The organism is Sphingobium sp. KKT206, assembly GCF_055640555.1.
This window is the reverse complement of record NZ_CM145764.1, coordinates 1,800,489-1,818,174: the sequence shown is the minus strand read 5'-3', so window position 1 is coordinate 1,818,174 and position 17,686 is coordinate 1,800,489. Positions and strand designations below refer to the sequence as shown.

The following is a 17,686-nucleotide window of genomic DNA, read 5'->3' as shown; positions in this document are numbered from 1 at the left end:
CGCGGTACGCGCCGCGCCGGTCATGCAGCGCGCCGTCTGTCCTATGGGGCAGCACGGCGTGCTTTTTTGGCTGGGCGATTTCCTATTCGCGCCTTGATCCGCTAGAGCCCGAATGTGACACAATATCTTTCATGGATTCTTGGCGGCCTGCTGATGGCCGGAACCGCCCAGGCGCAAACCGACCAGGCCCAACTGGTCCGTCCCCTTGGCGCCGCCGACCTCAACAGCAATCTGGCGCGCCTGTCGGCCAATCCGCGCGACGTGGATGCGTTGATCGGCGCAGGGGAGGCGGCGCTGGCGCTGGATGACCCGCGCGCGGCGGCGGGTTTCTTTGCGCGCGCCGATACGATCACCAGCGGCAATGGCCGGATCAAGGTCGGGCTGGCGCGGGTCAATCTGAAGCTGCAAAATCCGGCGGAGGCGGTGCGGCTGTTCGATCAGGCAGGGCGGTTGGGATTTGCCGACGCGACTATCCTGACCGATCGCGGGCTGGCGCGCGACATGACCGGCGATCAGGCCGGGGCGCAGCGCGACTATCAGGCCGCGTTGCAGCGGACGCCCAATGACGCCGAACTGATCCGCCGCTATGCCGCGTCGCTGGGCATATCGGGCCAGGTGGCGGCGGCGGAGCGGGCTTTGGAGCCTTTGCTCTACAAGAGTGATCGGGCGGCGTGGCGCTATCGCGCATTCATTCTGGCGATGAACAACCAGCAGGTGGAAGCGCGCAAGGTGGCCGACCAGACCATGCCCGCGCAACTCGCGGCGGCGATCGTCCCCTATATGCAGAAAATGCCCTATCTGACCGCGCCGCAAAAGGCGGCGGCGGTGCATTTCGGGCAGTTCCCGGCGCAGACCGGCACGCGCATTGCGGCGATCACGCCGACGCCACCAGCGCCCGGCACGCCGCAGGTCGTGGTGCCAGCCGCATCGGTGGCGGTCGCCGCCGCGCCGACCAATCGACCGCAAAGCGCGCGGGCGCGCCGGGCCGAACAGCAACGCCAGCGGCGCGAGGCCGCGCGCCTGGCCCGCGCTGAAACACCCGCCCGCGTGGCGATGGCACGGGCGCAGACGCAACGTCAGGCGATGCCGGTGGTTCAGCCCACGCCCACGCCCACGCCGATGGTCCAGCCTACGCCGTCGCCGACGCCGATGGTTCAGCCGACCCCAAGTCCTGCGCCAGCGCAGACGCCACCGGCTGCCATTGTGCCATCGGTCCAGGCAAGCGTGCCGACCCCGGATCCAACGCCGCCGCCGGTGCGGGAGGCGAGTACGCCCGCTACAGCGGTGCAGGGGCCGCCCGCGCCGGGCTTCGAATCGGTAGCCACCGTCGCGCCGTCGCCTGCGCCGCAGACCGCGCCGCAGCCGGCCATGGTTCAATCAGTGCCCGCTGCGCCGCCGCAGCCGGACCCGGAGGCGACGCGAACGCTCGCCGACATCATTCGCGCGATCGATGTGCCCGAAGCGGAGCGACAGGCGCGCGTCGCTGCCGTGGATCTGGAGGAGATCGCCGCGCGGCAGGCCGCGCGCCGCGCCGAGCGGCAAGCGGCTGCCGACAAGGTGAAGAAAGCGGCGCTCGCCAAGGCCAAGGTGGAAGCCGACGCCAAGGCGAAGAAGGAAGCAGAAGAAAAGAAGAAGTTGGCCGACAATCCGTCGCGCAACTGGTTGCAGATCGGCATCGGCGCCAGCAAATCGGGCCTCGCCTTCACGCTCAATGCGCTGCGCAAAAAATATGACAGCCTGTCCGCGCAGGATGGCTGGAGCGCAAGCTGGGGCCAGACCAACCGCTTATTGGTCGGGCCGTTCCCCAACTTCGCGCGCGCCAAGGCGCTGGAGGACAAGATCAAGGCTGCCGGTGGCGATGCCTTTGCGTGGAAAAGCAGCGCGGGAGAGGTGGTCGAAAGGCTGGGCGGTCAGTAAGAGGACGTCCCATGACGATCCTTGCTTCCTATGCCTGCCACCCCGCCGCCAGCCGGGGTCGGCTCCATGCCGAACCAGGCGGGGAGGTGCGCGGGCCGCGTGACATGTTCCAGCGCGACCGCGACCGCATCATCCATTCGATCGCCTTTCGCCGGTTGCGCCACAAGACGCAGGTGTTCGTGTCGCCCGATGGCGATCATTTCCGTGTCCGCCTGACCCACAGCCTGGAGGTTGCGCAGATTGGCCGCACCACCGCGCGCACGCTGGGGCTGAACGAGGATCTGACCGAGGCGCTGTGCCTGGCGCATGATATCGGCCATCCCCCCTTCGGCCATGCGGGCGAGGATGCGCTGGAAGTGGCGATGGAGGATCATGGCGGGTTCGACCATAATGCCCATACGCTGCGCACGCTGATGCTGCTGGAAAGCCCCTATCCGCGCTTCAAGGGGCTGAACCTTAGTTGGGAGATGCTGGAGGGGTTGGCCAAGCATAATGGGCCGATCGACCATCCCGGCTGGGCGATGCGCGAACTGGATGCGCTGTTTCCGCTGGACCTGACCAGCCATGCCTCGCTGGAGGCGCAACTGGCGGCGATTTCGGACGATATTGCCTATGACAATCACGACATTGATGATGGATTGCGCGCCGGGCTGCTGACGCTGGAGCAATTGCTGGAAGTGCCATTTGTCGCGACCTGCTGGGACCGGGTGCGGACTCGCTATCCCGACGTGCCGCAGGATGGTTTGCTGCGCGAACTGGTGCGCGAGCAGATCGGCGTGATGGCCAATGACCTGCTGGCGGCGACGCGGGCGAATATCGCGGAATCGCGCGTCGAAACGGTGGAAGATGTGCGCGCGCTGGGCCTCACGCTGGTCGGCTTTTCGCCGGAGCTGGCGGCGCAGGAGCGCGACCTCAAACGCTTCATGTACGCCACCCTCTATCACCATCCAGAGCAAATGGCGGCGGCCGACCGGGCGCGGGTGGTCGTGACCGACCTGTTCCGTGCTTATCAGGAGCAGCCCGGCCTGATGCCGCCTGAATGGCGCGACGAATGTGTGTTGGCCGAACCGGCGCGTAGCCGCCACATCACCGACTTCATCGCCGGGATGACGGACCGCTATGCCGAAAAGCGGCATGCGGAAATTTTCGGGTAGGTTAGGGGGAAGGCTCATCCCTCTTCCGTTCGCCCTGAGCTTGTCGAAGGGCCTTTCTTGAAGAAAGGAAGGGGGCTTCGACAGGCTCAGCCCGAACGGGGTGGGGTTGGTGAGATAGGCAGAGCTTTGCGGCCAGCCACCTTCCTTGCAATGGGAGGATATTTTAGCTGATTGACGTGCCCTGTCCTTTGTCGCAATGCCTTGGATGTCTCCGGTGTCGAGGATTCGGCGCTGGGCATGATGCGGGAGAGCATGGGTGGCCTTTGAGGCCGTCCCCGTCGCCGAAGGAGCAACCGCCCCGGAATCTCTCAGGCCAATGGACCGCATCGCGCGCAAGGCACTCTGGAAAGCGGACGAGTTATCTCGTCCCACCGAAGGGGTAAGCCATGTGGCCGCAAGGCCGCTGGTCAAAGCTCTCAGGTTCCCGTGACAGAGGGGGTGACGAACAGAAGCGGTCCGGTGCGGGCCGGGCTGAACGTCGCTGCAACCCTCTCACGGAAAGGCCGTCCTATGACCGCCACCTATGACTCAAATGACGATGTAGCTACGCTCGAAGAGGCCTTGCCGCTCGAAGCGCTGCCGCTCGACGCCTGGCACCGTGCGCAGGGCGCGCGCATGGTCGGCTTTGCGGGCTATCATATGCCGATCCACTATGATGGCATCATGGCCGAACATAGCTGGACCCGCGAACATGCCGGGCTGTTCGATGTCAGCCATATGGGGCAGATCGGCTTTTCCGGCGAGGGCGTGGACGAAGCGCTGGAAATGCTGTTGCCGAGCGACATCAAGGGGTTGAAGCCCGGTCGCCAGCGTTATTCGATGCTGCTGGACCAGGATGGCGGCATTCTCGACGACCTGATGGTCGCGCGCCCAGCCGATGGGGCGTTCGATGGCGCGGCGATCTATATGGTCGTCAACGGCGCGACCAAATATGACGACATGGCCTGGATGATCGAGCATCTGCCCGACGAGGTCGTGATGAACCATATGGACGAGCAGGCGCTGCTGGCGTTGCAGGGACCGGAGGCCGGCGAGGCGATGGCCGCGCTGGTGCCGGGGACGGCGGACCTGACCTTCATGCAGTGCGGCGCGTTCGAGTGGAACGGCGTGGCGCTGTGGATCAGCCGGTCGGGCTATACCGGCGAGGATGGGTTCGAGATCAGCCTGCCCGCGGACGCCGCCGAGGGCTTTGCCGATGCGCTGTGTGCGCTCCGCCAGGTCAAGCCGATCGGCCTTGGCGCGCGCGACTCGCTGCGGCTGGAGGCGGGCTTGCCGCTTTATGGGCACGACCTGACCCCTGCCGTCAGCACGATCGGCGCGGATCTGGGTTTTGCGATCGGCAAGCGTCGGCGCGCGGAGGGCGGCTTTATCGGCCATGGTCGGGTGATGAAGGAACTGGCCGATGGCCCCGGCACGAAGCGCGTCGGCCTGAAAATCCAGGGGCGTCTGCCCGCGCGGGAGGGCGCCCAAATTTTTGTCGGTGACAATCTGGTCGGGGAAGTGACGTCGGGCGGCTTTGCGCCGAGCCTGGGCGCGCCGATCGCCATGGGCTGGGTCAGCCTGCCGCATAGCGCGCTCGACACCGCGCTGGAGATCGACGTGCGCGGCAAGCGCATCAGCGCGACGGTGGTGCCGATGCCTTTCGTGCCGCACCGCTATCGCCGCGCGACCGCCTAATTTTTGTTCCGACTTTTTGTGATCATGATTTTCAAGCAATCATTCCGGAGACTATCATCATGAGCCGTTATTTTACCGAAGAACATGAGTGGATCGACGTCGAGGGTGAGATCGCCACGGTCGGCATCACCGACTTTGCCCAGGAGCAATTGGGCGACATCGTGTTCGTCGAACTGCCGGTCGAAGGCGCGACCTTCGACAAGGGCGATGACGCCGCCGTCGTGGAATCAGTGAAGGCCGCATCCGACGTCTATGCACCGATTTCGGGCGAAGTCGTCGAAGCCAATGGCGCGCTGGAGGATGAGCCCGCGCTGGTGAACAGCGATGCCGAAGAGGATGGCTGGTTCTTCAAGCTGCGCATCACCGACATGAGCGAGCTGGAAGGGCTGATGACCGAAGCGGCGTATAAGACGTTCGTCGCTGCTTTGTAATCTTATCACCGTCATCCCCGCGGAAGCGGGGATCCATCTCCGCCACGTTCGTCTTGGCGCACCGTTGGGAGATGGGTTCCCGCCTACGCGGGAATGACGCCGCAGGAAAATATCATGCGCTACCTACCCCTTACCGACACTGACCGGCAGGCGATGCTTGCGACCATTGGCGCGGCGTCGATCGATGATCTGTTCGTGGATGTGCCTGCCGAGGCCCGGCTTTCCGGCCAGATCGAAGGCCTGCCCGATCATGCCAGCGAATTGGCGGTCGAGCGGCATATGAGCAAGCTGGCGCGGCAGAATCTGTCGGCGGGGGAAGCGCCCTTTTTCCTGGGCGCAGGCGCGTACAAGCATCATGTGCCCGCCAGCGTCGATCATCTGATCCAGCGCGGCGAGTTCCTAACCGCCTACACCCCCTATCAGCCGGAAATCGCGCAGGGGACGTTGCAGGTCTTGTTCGAGTTCCAGACGCAGGTCGCGCGCCTGCTCGGCTGCGACGTCGCCAATGCGTCCATGTATGATGGGTCGACTGCCTGCTGGGAGGCGATCGGCATGGCGCGGCGCATCACCAAGCGGGGCAAGGCGATCCTGTCGTCTGGCCTGCACCCCCATTATGTGTCGGTCGCGCGGACGATGGCGAAGTTCACCGGCGACGTGCTGGCGCATGAGGCACCCACGCTGACGGCGCAGACGGACATTGACGCGCTGATCGCGGCGATCGACAAGGATGTGAGCTGCGTCGTGGTGCAATATCCCGACATTTTGGGCCGCATTGCCGATCTGACGCCGCTCGCCGATGCGGCGCATGCGGCGGGCGCGTTGCTGGTGGCGGTGGTGACGGAGCCGGTGGCGCTGGGCGCGCTGGTGCCGCCGGGCGAGATGGGCGCGGATATCGTCGTGGGCGAGGGCCAGTCGATCGGCGTCGGCCTGCAATTTGGCGGGCCGTATCTCGGCCTGTTCGCATGCAAGCAGAAATATGTGCGGCAGATGCCGGGGCGCCTGTGCGGCGAGACGGTGGATGCGGCGGGCAAGCGCGGCTTCGTGCTGACGCTGTCGACCCGCGAGCAGCATATCCGCCGCGAGAAGGCGACGTCGAACATCTGCACCAATTCAGGGCTCTGCGCGCTGGCGTTCAGCATTCATATGACCTTGCTGGGGGAACGGGGCCTGCGGGACATGGCGAGCCTCAATCACGGCCTGGCTGTGCAGGCCGCCGATCGGCTGGCGCAGGTGCCGGGCGTGACCTTGCTCAACGACAGTTTTTTCAATGAGTTCACCCTGGTCCTGACCAGGGATGCGCGCGATGTCGTGCGCAGCCTGGCCGACAAGGGCGTGCTGGGTGGCGTGTCGCTGGGGCGGCTGTTCCCCGATGCACCCGCGATCGGCAAGGGGCTGGTGGTCGCAGTGACCGAAACGGTGACGGCAGAGGATATAGAGGCGCTGGCCACGGCGCTTGAGGAGGAACTGGTATGACGATCTCTCCTTATTCCGTTCGGGCTGAGCTTGTCGAAGCCCCGTCCTTCTCTCCGAAGAAAAGTGCAGCCCTTCGACAAGCTCAGGGCGAACGGTTTGTGGTGAAAGGTTTGTTCGTATGACCATGCTCAAGGAAGGCCGTCCCACCACGCCGGTCGCGGTTGCACACGCGCATATGGCTCCGGCGACGGTGACGGGAAATCGCGCGCTGATGCTGGAAGAGGCGCTGATCTTCGAGATTGGATCGACCGAAACGACCGGCGTCGATTTCGCGCCCGCGCCGAAGGTTGCGAGCCGGCTTGGCGGGTTGGAGCGCAAGGCGATCGGCCTGCCGGGCCTGTCGGAACAGGAAACGGTGCGCCACTATACGCGGCTATCGCGGCAGAATTATGCCATCGACCTGGGCCTGTTTCCGCTCGGCTCCTGCACGATGAAGCATAATCCGCGCCTGAATGAAAAGGTCGCGCGGATGCCCGGTTTTGCGGACCTGCACCCGCTGGCCCCGCAATCGACGGTGCAGGGCGCGTTGGCGGTGATTCATGAACTGGCACAATGGCTGGTGACGCTGACGGGGATGCATAGCGTGGCGATGAGCCCCAAGGCGGGCGCGCATGGGGAGTTGTGCGGGCTGCTCGCGATCCGCGCAGCGCTGGAGGCGCGGGGCGATGCGCGCTCGGTGGTGCTGGTGCCCGAAAGCGCCCATGGCACCAATCCGGCCACGGCGGCCTTTTGCGGCTATCAGGTCGAGGATATTCCCGCGACGCCCGAAGGCCGCGTCGATCTGGCGGCGCTGACGGCGCGGCTTGGGCCCGATGTGGCGGCGGTGATGATCACCAACCCCAATACATGCGGGCTGTTCGAGCGCGACCTCAAGACGATTTCCGATGCCGTCCATGCGGCGGGGGCGTTCGTCTACTGCGATGGGGCGAATTTCAACGCCATCGTCGGGCGGGTGCGGCCGGGCGATCTGGGCGTCGATGCGATGCATATCAATCTGCACAAGACCTTCTCGACACCGCATGGCGGCGGCGGTCCCGGCTCCGGGCCGGTCGTGCTGTCGGCGGCACTGGCGCCCTATGCGCCGCTGCCCTTTGTTGAGAAGCAGGGCGACCAGTTCGTTCTGATCGAGGAGGAATCCGCGCAGGATCATCATGGCGGCACCTTTGGCCGGATGGTGGCTTTCCACGGGCAGATGGGCATGTTCACCCGCGCGCTCGCCTATATCATGAGCCATGGCGCGGACGGGTTGCGGCAAGTGGCGGAGGATGCGGTCCTCAACGCCAATTATATCCTGCGCAGCCTGGACGATGTGCTGGACGCGCCATTCGGCACCAGCGGGCCGTGCATGCATGAGGCGCTGTTCAGCGACAAGGGGCTGGCCGAGGGCTTCACGACGCTCGACATCGCCAAGGGGCTGATCGACGAGGGCTTCCACCCGATGACCATGTATTTCCCGCTGGTCGTCCATGGCGCGATGTTGATCGAGCCGACCGAGACGGAGAGCAAGGCGGCGCTCGACCAGTTCATTATGGCTCTGCGGTCGTTGGCGGAACGGGCCAAGGCCGGAGACGAGGCGTTGAAGGGCGCGCCCTATCATGCGCCACGTCGTCGCCTGGACGAGACGCTGGCGGCGCGCAAGCCGGTGCTGACTTGGGAAGCGCCGGTGATGGCGCAGGCGGCGGAATGACGGCCTGGATTCCGGGCGAAGCGGACGGCGAAGCGTATAAGCGCCACGCCCCCGCGACGCTGCGGAACCGGGATGCGATATTGGCGGTGCTGCGTGCGGCATTGCCATCGTCCGGGTTGGTGCTGGAAGTGGCGAGCGGGAGCGGCGAACATGCGGTGCATTTCGCCGCTGCGCTGCCTGCGCTCGACTGGCAGCCGAGCGATCCCGATCCGGCCGCGCTGGCGTCGATCGAGGCGTGGCGCGCGGAAGCGCGTCTGCCCAATCTGCGTGCGCCGATGCTGCTGGATGCAGCGGCGGACTGGCCGATCGACCGGGCGGATGCGATGGTGTGCATCAATATGACCCATATCAGCCCATGGGCAGCGACGGTGGGATTGTTCACGCATGGCGCCAGGCTGCTTCAGACGGGCGCGCCGCTGATCCTCTACGGTCCCTATTTTCAGGCCGATGTCGCGCCAGCGCCCAGCAATGTGGAGTTCGATGCCAGCTTGCGCGCGGCCGATCCGCGTTGGGGGATAAGGGCGTTGGAGGATGTGGCTGCGCTGGCGACGACGCAGGGCTTTGCGCTCGATCGCGTTGAGGCGATGCCCGCGAACAATCTGACGCTGATCTTTCGCCGCGCCTGACCTGCCGCTAGTCACAGCTTGCCAGAGCGTGGCCCTGCGATAGCTTCCCGCCCGATAAACAGGGCAAGGGGAGGCACGGATAATGCAGAGCATGATGGCGCGGCCTGCCCATGTTCCGGCGGATCGGATCGTCGACTTCGACATTTTTGCGCCGCCCGGTGTCGAACAGGATTATTTCGCGGCGTGGCAATCGCTGGTGCGCGAGGATGGTCCCGGCGTCGTGTGGACCAGCGCCAATGGCGGCCATTGGATCGCGACGCGCGGCGAGATTGTCCGCGCGCTGTGGGCGGACAATGTCCGGCTGTCGAGCGAAGTGCTGGCGGTGACGCCGGGGCTTGGCGAGGTGATGCGGTTCATTCCGTTGCAACAAGACCCGCCGGAGCATCAGCCCTTTCGCATGGCGGTGATGAAAGGCTTTGCTTCGCGCTTCGTCGTCGCGATGGAGCCGCAGGTGACGCAGGTCGCGCGCGAATTGATCGACGGGTTGATCGACCGGGGGTCGTGCGACTTCGTGGCGGATTTCGCCGAAATATTGCCGCTGCATATCTTCCTGACGCTGATCGATGTGCCTTTGTCCGACCGGCCGCGCTTGCGGGCGTTGGGCTCGCAACTCACGCGACCCGATGGGTCGATGACCGTCGAGCAACTGCGCGATGCGGCCGATGATTATCTCGCCCCCTATATCGCCGCGCGCATGGCCAATCCGGGGACCGACCTGTTCAGCCGCATCCTGTCCGAACCGGTCGAGGGCCGGGCATGGAGCGAGGATGAGGCACGGCGCATGTGCCGCAACCTGCTGTTCGGCGGACTGGATACGGTGGTGGCGATGGTCGGCATGGTCGCGCTGCATCTGGCACGGCATCCGCAGGACCAGGCGTTGCTGCGCGCGCGGCCGGAACTGATCCCCGATGCCGCCGACGAATTGATGCGTCGCTATCCCACCGTCTCGGTCAGCCGCAACCTCGTCACCGATGTCGAGGTCGATGGTGTGACGCTGAAGGCGGGGGACATCATCTATTTGCCGAGCGTCCTGCATAATCTGGACCCGGCGAGTTTTGATGCGCCTGAAGCCGTGCGGTTCGACCGCAAGCTCAATGCGACGCGGCATACGACGATGGGCGTGGGCGCGCATCGCTGCGTGGGGGCGGGACTTGCGCGGATGGAGGTGATCGTGTTCCTGCGCGAATGGCTTGGGCGGATGCCGACCGTTCGGCTCGACCCCGACCGTCCGGTGACGATGAAGGGCGGCAATGTCGGTGCCTGCACCGCGCTGCCGTTGCGCTGGGACTGATTGCCCCTCTTCATTTCGCGCGCGATCCGCTCTAAGGGCGGGCCGATGCCCAGTTCTCTTGTCGATCTTGTCCGTGCCGAATTGCTCCAGCCTGCCGATCCGCGCGCGGCGGCGATGGCGGGCGCGATCGCGGCGCGCTACCCGCAGGCGTCGCGGGCGGTGCTCTTCTATGGCTCTTGCCTGCGCGAAGCCAATCTCGACGGGCTGATGCTCGATTTCTACCTGATCGTGTCGGACTATCCGGCGGCCTATGGCAAAAGCTGGCTGGCGCGCGCCAATGCGCTGATCCCGCCCAATGTCTTTCCGTTCGAACATCAGGGATTGATCGCCAAATATGCCGTCCTGTCGGAAGCGGACTTTGCGCGGTTGAACAGTGTGGCGGCGGACAATGTCTCGGTCTGGGCGCGCTTTGCCCAGCCTGCGCGGCTGTTGTGGGCCGCCGACGATCTGGCGCGGCAGCGTGCGATCGTCGCGGTGGCGCAGGCCGCGCCGACTCTGTTGTCGCTGGCTCGGCCGATGGCCGATGGGAACGACGACGTGCTAGACTTGTGGCGCTGCGGCTTCACCCTGACCTATGCGGCCGAATTGCGCGCGGAGCGGAAAGGGCGGTCGCTTTCGATTGTCGATGCCGATCCTGATCGCTACCGGCGGTTGGGGGAGGCGGCGCTGGCGCAGGGCTTGCCGCCGTCGCCCGCCGATGCGCCGGGACGCTGGCGCGCGTTGCAGCGGCGCGGCAAACGGCTTTCGGTGGTGCGCCTCGCCAAGGCGAGCTTCACCTATGCGGGCGGAATCGATTATCTCGCCTGGAAAATCAATCGCCATGCCGGGACGGCGATCACCATCAAGCCGTGGCAGCGACGCTGGCCGCTGCTGGGCGCGGTCACTCTGCTGCCTGCGCTGTTCCGTTCCGGGGCGATCCGCTGAGCGCTTGGCCCAGCGCTTGGCCCAGCGCCATCAGCGTATAGGGTTTGCGCAGCACGGCATGGCCCGCGAAATCGGCGCTTTCGGTCATGTCGCCGGCATAGCCGGTCACGAACAGCACAGGGATATGGGCATAGGCGGCGGGCAGCGCCTTGACCATTTCCGGCCCGGTCAGGTCGGGCATCAGCACGTCGCTGATGATGAGGCCGATGTCGCTATTATGGGATAGCAGCCGGGCGGCCTTCGACGGATGATCGCAGGCGATCGGCAGATGGCCAAGTTCGCCGAGCGCCGCCATCGTCTGATTGAGGACGCGCGGGTCGTCCTCTACCACCAGAATGCGGGTCGGTGGATGTTCGACGGCGGTTTGGGCGGTTTGTGCCTGTTGGCCGAGCGCATCGGCGGCGTCGCCGGTGCGGCGGGGCATGTAGAGATGGACGCTGGTGCCTTCGCCCGGATGCGAGTCGATGCGGATTTCGCCCTCGCACTGGCGCACGAAACCGAAAATCTGGCTGAGGCCAAGGCCGGTGCCCTTGCCTACCGGCTTGGTGGTGAAGAAGGGTTCGAACACCCGCGTCAGCACGTCGGCGCTCATGCCGCAGCCGTCGTCGGTGACGGTCAGCGTGACATAATCGCCCGCTTGGCACTCGCCAATCTCGTCCGCCGCCAGCGTCGCGCGGCCGGTGGACAGGGTCAGCTGGCCGCGCCCGTCCATCGCGTCGCGCGCATTGACGCACAGGTTGAGGATCGCATTTTCCATCTGATGCTGATCGACGAAGATGCGCCACCCCTGCGCATTTTGCGTGAAGCTGACGCGGATCTGATCGCCGATGGTGCGGTCGATCAGGTCTGCCATCCCCGATAGCAACGCATCGGGGTCGACGGCGCTGGGCAGCAGCGGTTCGGCGCGGGCGAAGGCGAGCAGGCGACGGGTGAGCGCGGAGGCGCGGCTCGCGCCCTCCATCGCATTGTCGAGATGGCGACCGGCTTCCTCCGGCTGTACCCGCATCTTGCGCTTGGCGAGTTCCAGTCCGCCGACGACGACCGCCAGCATATTGTTGAAGTCATGGGCAATGCCGCCGGTCAGCTGGCCCACCGCATCCATTTTCTGCATTTGCCGCAGATGGTCTTCGGCCGCCTCGCGCTCGGTCGATTCCTGCTTCAACCGCTCATAGGCTTCGGTCAGTTCGGCGGTACGCGCGCGGACGGCGGTGTCGAGCCGGTCGGCGCGCTCGCTTTCCGCTTCGGCAAGCCGCCGGGCATTACGCCGGTCGGTCAGCGCATTATTGGCAAACCAGGCGGCAAAGAGGACGCAGACGAGCAGGGCGAGGCCCAGCAGGCCGGACGTGCGGCCCATGGTTTCAGTGCGATCCCCCGCCAGCGTTACCGCCAGGCTGCGTTCGCGCAGGCGCGCATTTTCGGCCTTGATGACGATGTCGAGCAGGGCGGTGATGCGCTTGAGGTCACGCGAACTGCCGGCCTGATGAAAGCGGCCGAGCGCGCCGATCTTCTGACCATAGGTCGTGCGCAGGGCGATTTCGTTCAGCGTCTTGGTGCGGTCGTCAAAGGCCCGTTGCAGCGCCTGCACATTGCCGCGCTGCCAGCCGCTATGGCGCGTGGCATAGTTCAGCGCCTTGAGCTGGCTGGCCGCACCGCGCCACTGGTCCTGAAACAGGCGGCCGGTGTCGGTGTCGAGGCTGATGACATAGCGGGCCAGCGTCACTTCGGCGCGGGCGGTGCGCGCTTCGAACGCGCGGGCGAGGGCGATGATGTCGAAGCTGCGCCGCTGCTCCACCAACGCCTGCTGATGATCGCGGGTGGCGTTGCTGGCGCTATAGATGAGCGCGCCGAGTGAGCCGATCAGCAGCAGGACGAGCAGCAGCGGCAGGGCGCGGCGGGCCATGCCGCGCGCGCCGCTGCGCTCTGTGTCCGTGAAGTCGCCCTGTGCCATCGATTTTCACACTAGCCCAACCGCACCGCCAGCGAAACAACCTAGCGCAATGGTCAGGCGATGGCCCCCGTCGCCTTGCCAGCGGCTTCGAACATTGTGATGATCTGTTCGACCTGTTCGTCGCTATGCTCGGCGCACAGCGAACAGCGCAGCAGGAAGGTGCCGGTCGGGGTCGCCGGAGGGCGCGCCATATTGACGTAGAGGCCGAGTTCCAGCAGCGACTGCCAGATGGCGACGGCCTGCGCCTGATCGGTCAGGATGACCGCGATGATCGCCGATTGCGGGGTCTTGGTACCCAGCGTGAAGCCTAGGTCAGTCAGCCCCTGGTGCAGCCGCTTGCTGTTCTTCCACAGATGCGCGCGCTTGTCGCTCGCATGCATCAGCTTGCGGATGCTGGTGGCGGCGGTGGCGACGACGCTGGGTGGCAGCGAGGCGGTGAAGACATAGGGGCGGCAGACGAGGCGCATGATCTCGAACTTGGGATGGTTGGAGACACAGAAGCCGCCGACCGTGCCGACCGACTTGGAGAAGGTGCCGACAACGAAATCGATATCGTCCTCAACGCCCTGTTCTTCATAGACGCCCCGGCCGTTGGGACCGAAAAAGCCCATGCCATGGGCTTCATCGACCAGGATCATGCAATTGGGGTGCTGGCGGATCGCGGCGACCATCTCAGGCAGCGGGGCGATGTCGCCGAGCATCGAATAGACGCCCTCCAGCACCACGAGCTTCAAGGCGTCGGCGGGCAGGCGGGCGAGGCGCTTGGCCAGATCCTCGACGCTGTTGTGGCGGAAACGGACGATTTCGGCATCGCCCAGGAAGCAGCCGTCATAGATGGAGGCATGGCTGTCGGCATCGAGGATGACATAGTCGCCCTTGCCCGCCAGCGTCGAAATAATGCCGAGATTGGCCTGATAGCCGGTCGAAAACACCATCGCCGACGATGTGCCGTAAAATTCCTTGAGCGCCTTCTCGACTTCCGCATGGCCCTGATAAGTGCCGTTGAGGACGCGGCTGCCGGTCGTGCCAGCGCCAAATTCGTCCAGCGCCTTCTTGCCGGCGGCGACCACATCGGGATCGAACGTCATGCCCATATAATTATAGGTGCCGAGCAGGATGGTTTCCTTGCCCTTGATGATCGCGCGGGTGGGCGAGAGCACCTGGTCCATCACGATCGAGAAGGGATCGCGCACGCCGGTCGCGAGCAGCGCTTCGCGCTCCGCGATCAGGGGATCGAATTTGGAAAACAGGTCGCGCGTGGGGGTGAGCGTTGCGGCGTCGGTCATGATTAAAATCCGTCTTGGTCAAACCTCCGTTCGGTTCGAGCGTGTCGAGAACGAGGTGCCTTGTTCTCGACACGCTCGAACCGAACGGAGGGAGGGGAGGGCGCTTAGCCCTTCAGCTTCGCTACCGCGTCCACCAGCTGGCCGACCGTTTCGATCTCCGCCTGCATGTTCATGGTGATGAGGATGTCGAATTCATCCTCGATGGCGGCGACGAAATCCATCACGGTCAGGCTGTCCCATTCCAGGTCGCCTGCAAAGCTGGTGGTTTCGGTGAGGTCGACCCCCTTTTTGTTGAAGGGAGCGATCTGCGCCGCGACGCTGTCGAAAATTTCGGTGCGATCCGTCATTCTGGTCATTCTTTCCGTGAAAGCACGGCTTTTGCCGCCCGTGACCGCTCTTTGGCAAGGGAATAAGGCGGCAATCGGGCAGCATCGCGCCCGGAAATTGCGCGAGGGGCGCGGCGCTTAGCGGAAATTGTCCGCGTAAGCCTGCAATTTCAGTGTCTTGGGTGGGGTGGGGATGACGGTGTAGGCGATCCCTTGCCTTTGGGCATAGGCAATGGCCGCTTCCTGCGACGGGAAGCTGAGCTTCAATTGCTGCTGCGTGTCGCCTGATCCTGCCCATCCGGTCAGCGGATCGGGCGTCTTGGCTTGCGCGGGCGCATAGTCCAGCACCCATTTATGGGTCAGCGCCTTGCCCGACTGCATGGCATTTTTCTGGATCTGATAGATGCGCGCGTTCATCGCGAAGGACTCCGGTAAATCGTCCTGCTGCGTTGCACCACGGAGCGCGCGCAAGTCAAGACTTGCGGCGGGCATCTGCATTTTTGGTGCGCAATGTGGCGCTGGCGGCGGTGGGATCATCGGGCCAGGGGTGACGCGGGTAGCGGCCGCGCATTTCCTTGGCGACATCGCGCCAGTTGCCCGCCCAGAAGCCCGGCAGGTCGCGGGTGGTCTGGATCGGGCGGCCGGCGGGCGAGGTAAGCGAGAGGACCAAGGGAATGCGTTGATTGCCGACGGTGGGATGATCGGCGAGGCCATAGAGCGCCTGGACCCGCAATTCGACGCGCGGGCCGCCTTCGGCCGCATAGTCGATCGCGTGGGTGCTGCCTGCGGGGGAACGGAAATCGGGTGGGGCGAGGCGGTCGAGCTGTTGCTTGCCATCCCAGCCGATAAGGCCTTCCAGTATGGCGGACAGATGCGCGCGGTCGATATCGGGCAGGCGGCGCCTGCCCGACAGGAGTGGGGGGAGCCAGTCGTCGAGGCTGGCGAGCAGCGCTTCGTCGGATAGTTCTGCGATCCCGGCGAAATCGGCGCGCATCCGCAGCGACCGGGCGGCCTCCGACCAGGGGAGGAGGGCAAGGCCGCCCTGCCGCACGCCATCGATCAGCGCGGCGACGACGGCGTCGGGATCGGGGCTGTCGTCGGAGCCGGAGGAGAGACGCACGGCACCCAGGCGGCGCTCGCGCAACGCTTCGATCCCACCATTGGCGGCACGAAAGCGGACGGTACGGGTCGTCGCGATCCGGTCTGGGAAGAGGGCCAGCACCGCTTCTTCGCTGATCGGCGCGGCGGACAGGATGCGCGCGCCCGCCGCGCTGCCCTGCACTTCGCCCACGGCCAGCCATGGTTCGCGGGCGAGGGGCGAGAGCGGGTCGAGCCGGAAGCCGCGTCCGCCAACGCTGGTCCAGTCCGCGCCGTCGGCGGAGCGGCGTTTCGATACACGATCGGGGAAGGCGAGGGCGAGGCAGAGGCCGACATGGTGGTCGATAGAAGTAGCACCCACCCCAACCCCTCCCTTTGAAGGGAGGGGCTTAAGAAGGTTCGCCCATCTCTTTGCCAAGGCGCGTCCCGCGTCCGCGCGTTTGCCGGTTTCGCGGCGCCAGCGCTGGAGGCGCTGGGTGAGGTCAGTGTCCTGGCCGCCGATGCCGCGTTCGCCGAGCAGGACGGCGATTTCAGCGGCGGTCTGGGCGAGACCCATTTCTCCCGCGCGCACCAGCATATGGGCGATGCGCGGGCTGAGCGGCAGTTTCGCCAGCGCCTTGCCATGGGGGGTGATGCGGCCGTCGATGTCGAGCGCTTCGAGGGCGGTCAGGCGGGTGCGGGCTTCGGACAGGGCGGCGGGCGGCGGGGGATCGAGCCAGCGTAGCGTCGCGGGATCGTTTACGCCCCAGAGCGCGCAGTCGAGCAATAGGCTGGAGAGGTCGCTTTCCAATATTTCCGGCGGGTCGAAGGGGGGCATCCCCGCGTTTGCGGCGGCTTCCCACAGGCGATAGGCGACGCCGGGCCGCTGGCGCGCGGCGCGACCGGCGCGCTGGGTGGCCGACGCTTGGCTCGCGCGTTCGGTGACGAGGCGGGTTACGCCGGCGGCCCGGTCGTAGCGGGGGCGGCGGGCGAGGCCGCTGTCGACCACGATCCGCACGCCGTCGATGGTCAGGCTGGTTTCGGCGATGGAGGTGGCGAGAATGACCTTGCGCACGCCGGAGCGGGACGGGCGAATCGCGGCGCGCTGGGCGGTCGGATCGAGCGAGCCGTGCAGCAGATGGACGTCGAACGGGCCGCCGTCGATCCGCTCCGCGGTCCGTTCGATTTCGCGCACGCCGGGCAGGAAGGCGAGCAGGTCGCCTTCGGCTTCCTCGCTGATCGCGCGGCGGATGGCGGCGGCCATTTCATCCTCGATCCGCTTTTCGGCGTTGCGACCGATATGGCGCAGGTCCAGCGGCTGGATGCGGCCCTCGCTCTCGATCACTGGCGCGTCGCCCAGCAGGGCGGCGAAGCGCGCGCCGTCGAGCGTGGCGGACATGGGCAGGATGCGCAGATCGGGGCGCAAGGCTTCCTGCGCGTCGAGCGCGAGGGCGAGGCCGAAATCGCTGTCGAGGCTGCGTTCATGGACCTCGTCGAACAGGACTGCGGATATGCCCGCCAGTTCGGGGTCGTCCTGAATGCGCCGGACGAAGATGCCCTCGGTCAACACGAGCAGGCGGGTGCGGGCCGATTGCTTGCTGTCCATCCGCGTCGCATAGCCGACCGTGCTGCCGGGCTGTTCGCCCAGCATTTCGGCAATCCGCTCGGCCGCGGCGCGGGCGGCGAGGCGGCGGGGGGAGAGCAAGAGTATCTGTCCGCTGCACCAGGGCTGGTCGAGCAGGGCTGGGGCCACCGCCGTCGTCTTGCCCGCGCCAGGCGGGGCGACCAGCACGGCGTTGCTGCCGGTGCGTAGCGCAGCCAGCAGGTCGGGCAGGACGTCGTGGATCGGCAGGGCGGTCATGGACTGTG

General features: G+C 65.8%; 14 protein-coding genes and 1 riboswitch. Of the genes, 9 read left to right on the top strand and 5 right to left on the bottom strand.

Annotated elements, in window-relative coordinates; genetic code table 11:
- Window positions 1-153: 153 nt before the first annotated feature.
- The 9 genes from ACZ2HM_RS08575 to ACZ2HM_RS08535 all read left to right on the top strand — a co-directional run bounded on the left by ACZ2HM_RS08575 (window position 154) and on the right by ACZ2HM_RS08535 (window position 11,180).
- On the top strand, window positions 154-1,917 hold the full coding sequence (locus ACZ2HM_RS08575) for a tetratricopeptide repeat protein (RefSeq protein ID WP_470426820.1): 1,764 nt from the start codon (window positions 154-156) through the stop codon (window positions 1,915-1,917).
- Between the two features lie 11 nt (window positions 1,918-1,928).
- Entirely contained in the window at window positions 1,929-3,071 is a 1,143-nt protein-coding gene (locus ACZ2HM_RS08570) for a deoxyguanosinetriphosphate triphosphohydrolase (protein WP_037480115.1), read from the top strand.
- A gap of 233 nt (window positions 3,072-3,304) precedes the next feature.
- Window positions 3,305-3,405, top strand: a riboswitch (glycine riboswitch).
- 176 nt (window positions 3,406-3,581) lie between these two features.
- On the top strand, window positions 3,582-4,748 hold the full coding sequence (gcvT, locus tag ACZ2HM_RS08565; protein WP_052027824.1) for a glycine cleavage system aminomethyltransferase GcvT: 1,167 nt from the start codon (window positions 3,582-3,584) through the stop codon (window positions 4,746-4,748).
- A gap of 59 nt (window positions 4,749-4,807) precedes the next feature.
- Complete coding sequence (gene gcvH / locus ACZ2HM_RS08560; RefSeq protein ID WP_037480119.1) at window positions 4,808-5,179, top strand: glycine cleavage system protein GcvH; 372 nt, start codon at window positions 4,808-4,810, stop codon at window positions 5,177-5,179.
- 114 nt (window positions 5,180-5,293) lie between these two features.
- On the top strand, window positions 5,294-6,652 hold the full coding sequence (gene gcvPA / locus ACZ2HM_RS08555; protein WP_470426761.1) for an aminomethyl-transferring glycine dehydrogenase subunit GcvPA: 1,359 nt from the start codon (window positions 5,294-5,296) through the stop codon (window positions 6,650-6,652).
- 118 nt (window positions 6,653-6,770) lie between these two features.
- Window positions 6,771-8,339, top strand: coding sequence for an aminomethyl-transferring glycine dehydrogenase subunit GcvPB (gene gcvPB / locus ACZ2HM_RS08550; protein ID WP_470426760.1), 1,569 nt, complete (start codon window positions 6,771-6,773; stop codon window positions 8,337-8,339).
- Window positions 8,336-8,965, top strand: coding sequence for a DUF938 domain-containing protein (locus ACZ2HM_RS08545; RefSeq protein ID WP_037472801.1), 630 nt, complete (start codon window positions 8,336-8,338; stop codon window positions 8,963-8,965). The genes gcvPB and ACZ2HM_RS08545 overlap by 4 nt, the downstream gene beginning before the upstream one ends.
- Window positions 8,966-9,047: 82 nt before the next feature.
- Entirely contained in the window at window positions 9,048-10,256 is a 1,209-nt protein-coding gene (locus ACZ2HM_RS08540; RefSeq protein ID WP_470426759.1) for a cytochrome P450, read from the top strand.
- 45 nt (window positions 10,257-10,301) lie between these two features.
- On the top strand, window positions 10,302-11,180 hold the full coding sequence (locus ACZ2HM_RS08535) for a hypothetical protein (protein ID WP_470426758.1): 879 nt from the start codon (window positions 10,302-10,304) through the stop codon (window positions 11,178-11,180).
- Here the strand turns inward: ACZ2HM_RS08535 and ACZ2HM_RS08530 are convergent.
- The 5 genes from ACZ2HM_RS08530 to hrpB all read right to left on the bottom strand — a co-directional run bounded on the left by ACZ2HM_RS08530 (window position 11,137) and on the right by hrpB (window position 17,678).
- Window positions 11,137-13,128 carry an ATP-binding protein gene (locus ACZ2HM_RS08530; RefSeq protein WP_037479667.1) on the bottom strand — a complete coding sequence of 664 codons (1,992 nt, stop codon included), beginning with the start codon at window positions 13,126-13,128 and terminating at the stop codon, window positions 11,137-11,139. The two genes, ACZ2HM_RS08535 and ACZ2HM_RS08530, sit on opposite strands and share 44 nt — an antisense overlap.
- A 53-nt stretch (window positions 13,129-13,181) precedes the next feature.
- Window positions 13,182-14,414, bottom strand: a complete 1,233-nt coding sequence (gene spt / locus ACZ2HM_RS08525) for a serine palmitoyltransferase (protein ID WP_037479669.1) — start codon at window positions 14,412-14,414, stop codon at window positions 13,182-13,184.
- A gap of 104 nt (window positions 14,415-14,518) precedes the next feature.
- Window positions 14,519-14,761: an acyl carrier protein gene (locus ACZ2HM_RS08520; protein ID WP_037479671.1), complete on the bottom strand. Its 243-nt coding sequence runs from the start codon at window positions 14,759-14,761 to the stop codon at window positions 14,519-14,521.
- A 117-nt stretch (window positions 14,762-14,878) separates the two neighbouring features.
- Entirely contained in the window at window positions 14,879-15,157 is a 279-nt protein-coding gene (locus tag ACZ2HM_RS08515; protein ID WP_470426757.1) for an ETC complex I subunit, read from the bottom strand.
- Between the two features lie 55 nt (window positions 15,158-15,212).
- Window positions 15,213-17,678, bottom strand: a complete 2,466-nt coding sequence (gene hrpB / locus ACZ2HM_RS08510) for an ATP-dependent helicase HrpB (protein WP_470426756.1) — start codon at window positions 17,676-17,678, stop codon at window positions 15,213-15,215.
- Window positions 17,679-17,686 lie beyond the last annotated feature (8 nt).

What these genes read in the sequence shown, in the direction of transcription:
- ACZ2HM_RS08530 (WP_037479667.1), bottom strand. Translation starts at nt 13,128, where the DNA reads ATGGCACAGGGCGACTTCACGGACACAGAGCGCAGCGGCGCGCGCGGC.
- ACZ2HM_RS08520 (WP_037479671.1), bottom strand. Translation starts at nt 14,761, where the DNA reads ATGACGGATCGCACCGAAATTTTCGACAGCGTCGCGGCGCAGATCGCT.
- spt (WP_037479669.1), bottom strand. Translation starts at nt 14,414, where the DNA reads ATGACCGACGCCGCAACGCTCACCCCCACGCGCGACCTGTTTTCCAAA.
- ACZ2HM_RS08540 (WP_470426759.1), top strand. Translation starts at nt 9,048, where the DNA reads ATGCAGAGCATGATGGCGCGGCCTGCCCATGTTCCGGCGGATCGGATC.
- gcvH (WP_037480119.1), top strand. Translation starts at nt 4,808, where the DNA reads ATGAGCCGTTATTTTACCGAAGAACATGAGTGGATCGACGTCGAGGGT.
- ACZ2HM_RS08570 (WP_037480115.1), top strand. Translation starts at nt 1,929, where the DNA reads ATGACGATCCTTGCTTCCTATGCCTGCCACCCCGCCGCCAGCCGGGGT.
- ACZ2HM_RS08535 (WP_470426758.1), top strand. Translation starts at nt 10,302, where the DNA reads ATGCCCAGTTCTCTTGTCGATCTTGTCCGTGCCGAATTGCTCCAGCCT.
- ACZ2HM_RS08575 (WP_470426820.1), top strand. Translation starts at nt 154, where the DNA reads ATGGCCGGAACCGCCCAGGCGCAAACCGACCAGGCCCAACTGGTCCGT.
- ACZ2HM_RS08545 (WP_037472801.1), top strand. Translation starts at nt 8,336, where the DNA reads ATGACGGCCTGGATTCCGGGCGAAGCGGACGGCGAAGCGTATAAGCGC.
- gcvT (WP_052027824.1), top strand. Translation starts at nt 3,582, where the DNA reads ATGACCGCCACCTATGACTCAAATGACGATGTAGCTACGCTCGAAGAG.
- ACZ2HM_RS08515 (WP_470426757.1), bottom strand. Translation starts at nt 15,157, where the DNA reads ATGAACGCGCGCATCTATCAGATCCAGAAAAATGCCATGCAGTCGGGC.
- hrpB (WP_470426756.1), bottom strand. Translation starts at nt 17,678, where the DNA reads ATGACCGCCCTGCCGATCCACGACGTCCTGCCCGACCTGCTGGCTGCG.
- gcvPA (WP_470426761.1), top strand. Translation starts at nt 5,294, where the DNA reads ATGCGCTACCTACCCCTTACCGACACTGACCGGCAGGCGATGCTTGCG.
- gcvPB (WP_470426760.1), top strand. Translation starts at nt 6,771, where the DNA reads ATGACCATGCTCAAGGAAGGCCGTCCCACCACGCCGGTCGCGGTTGCA.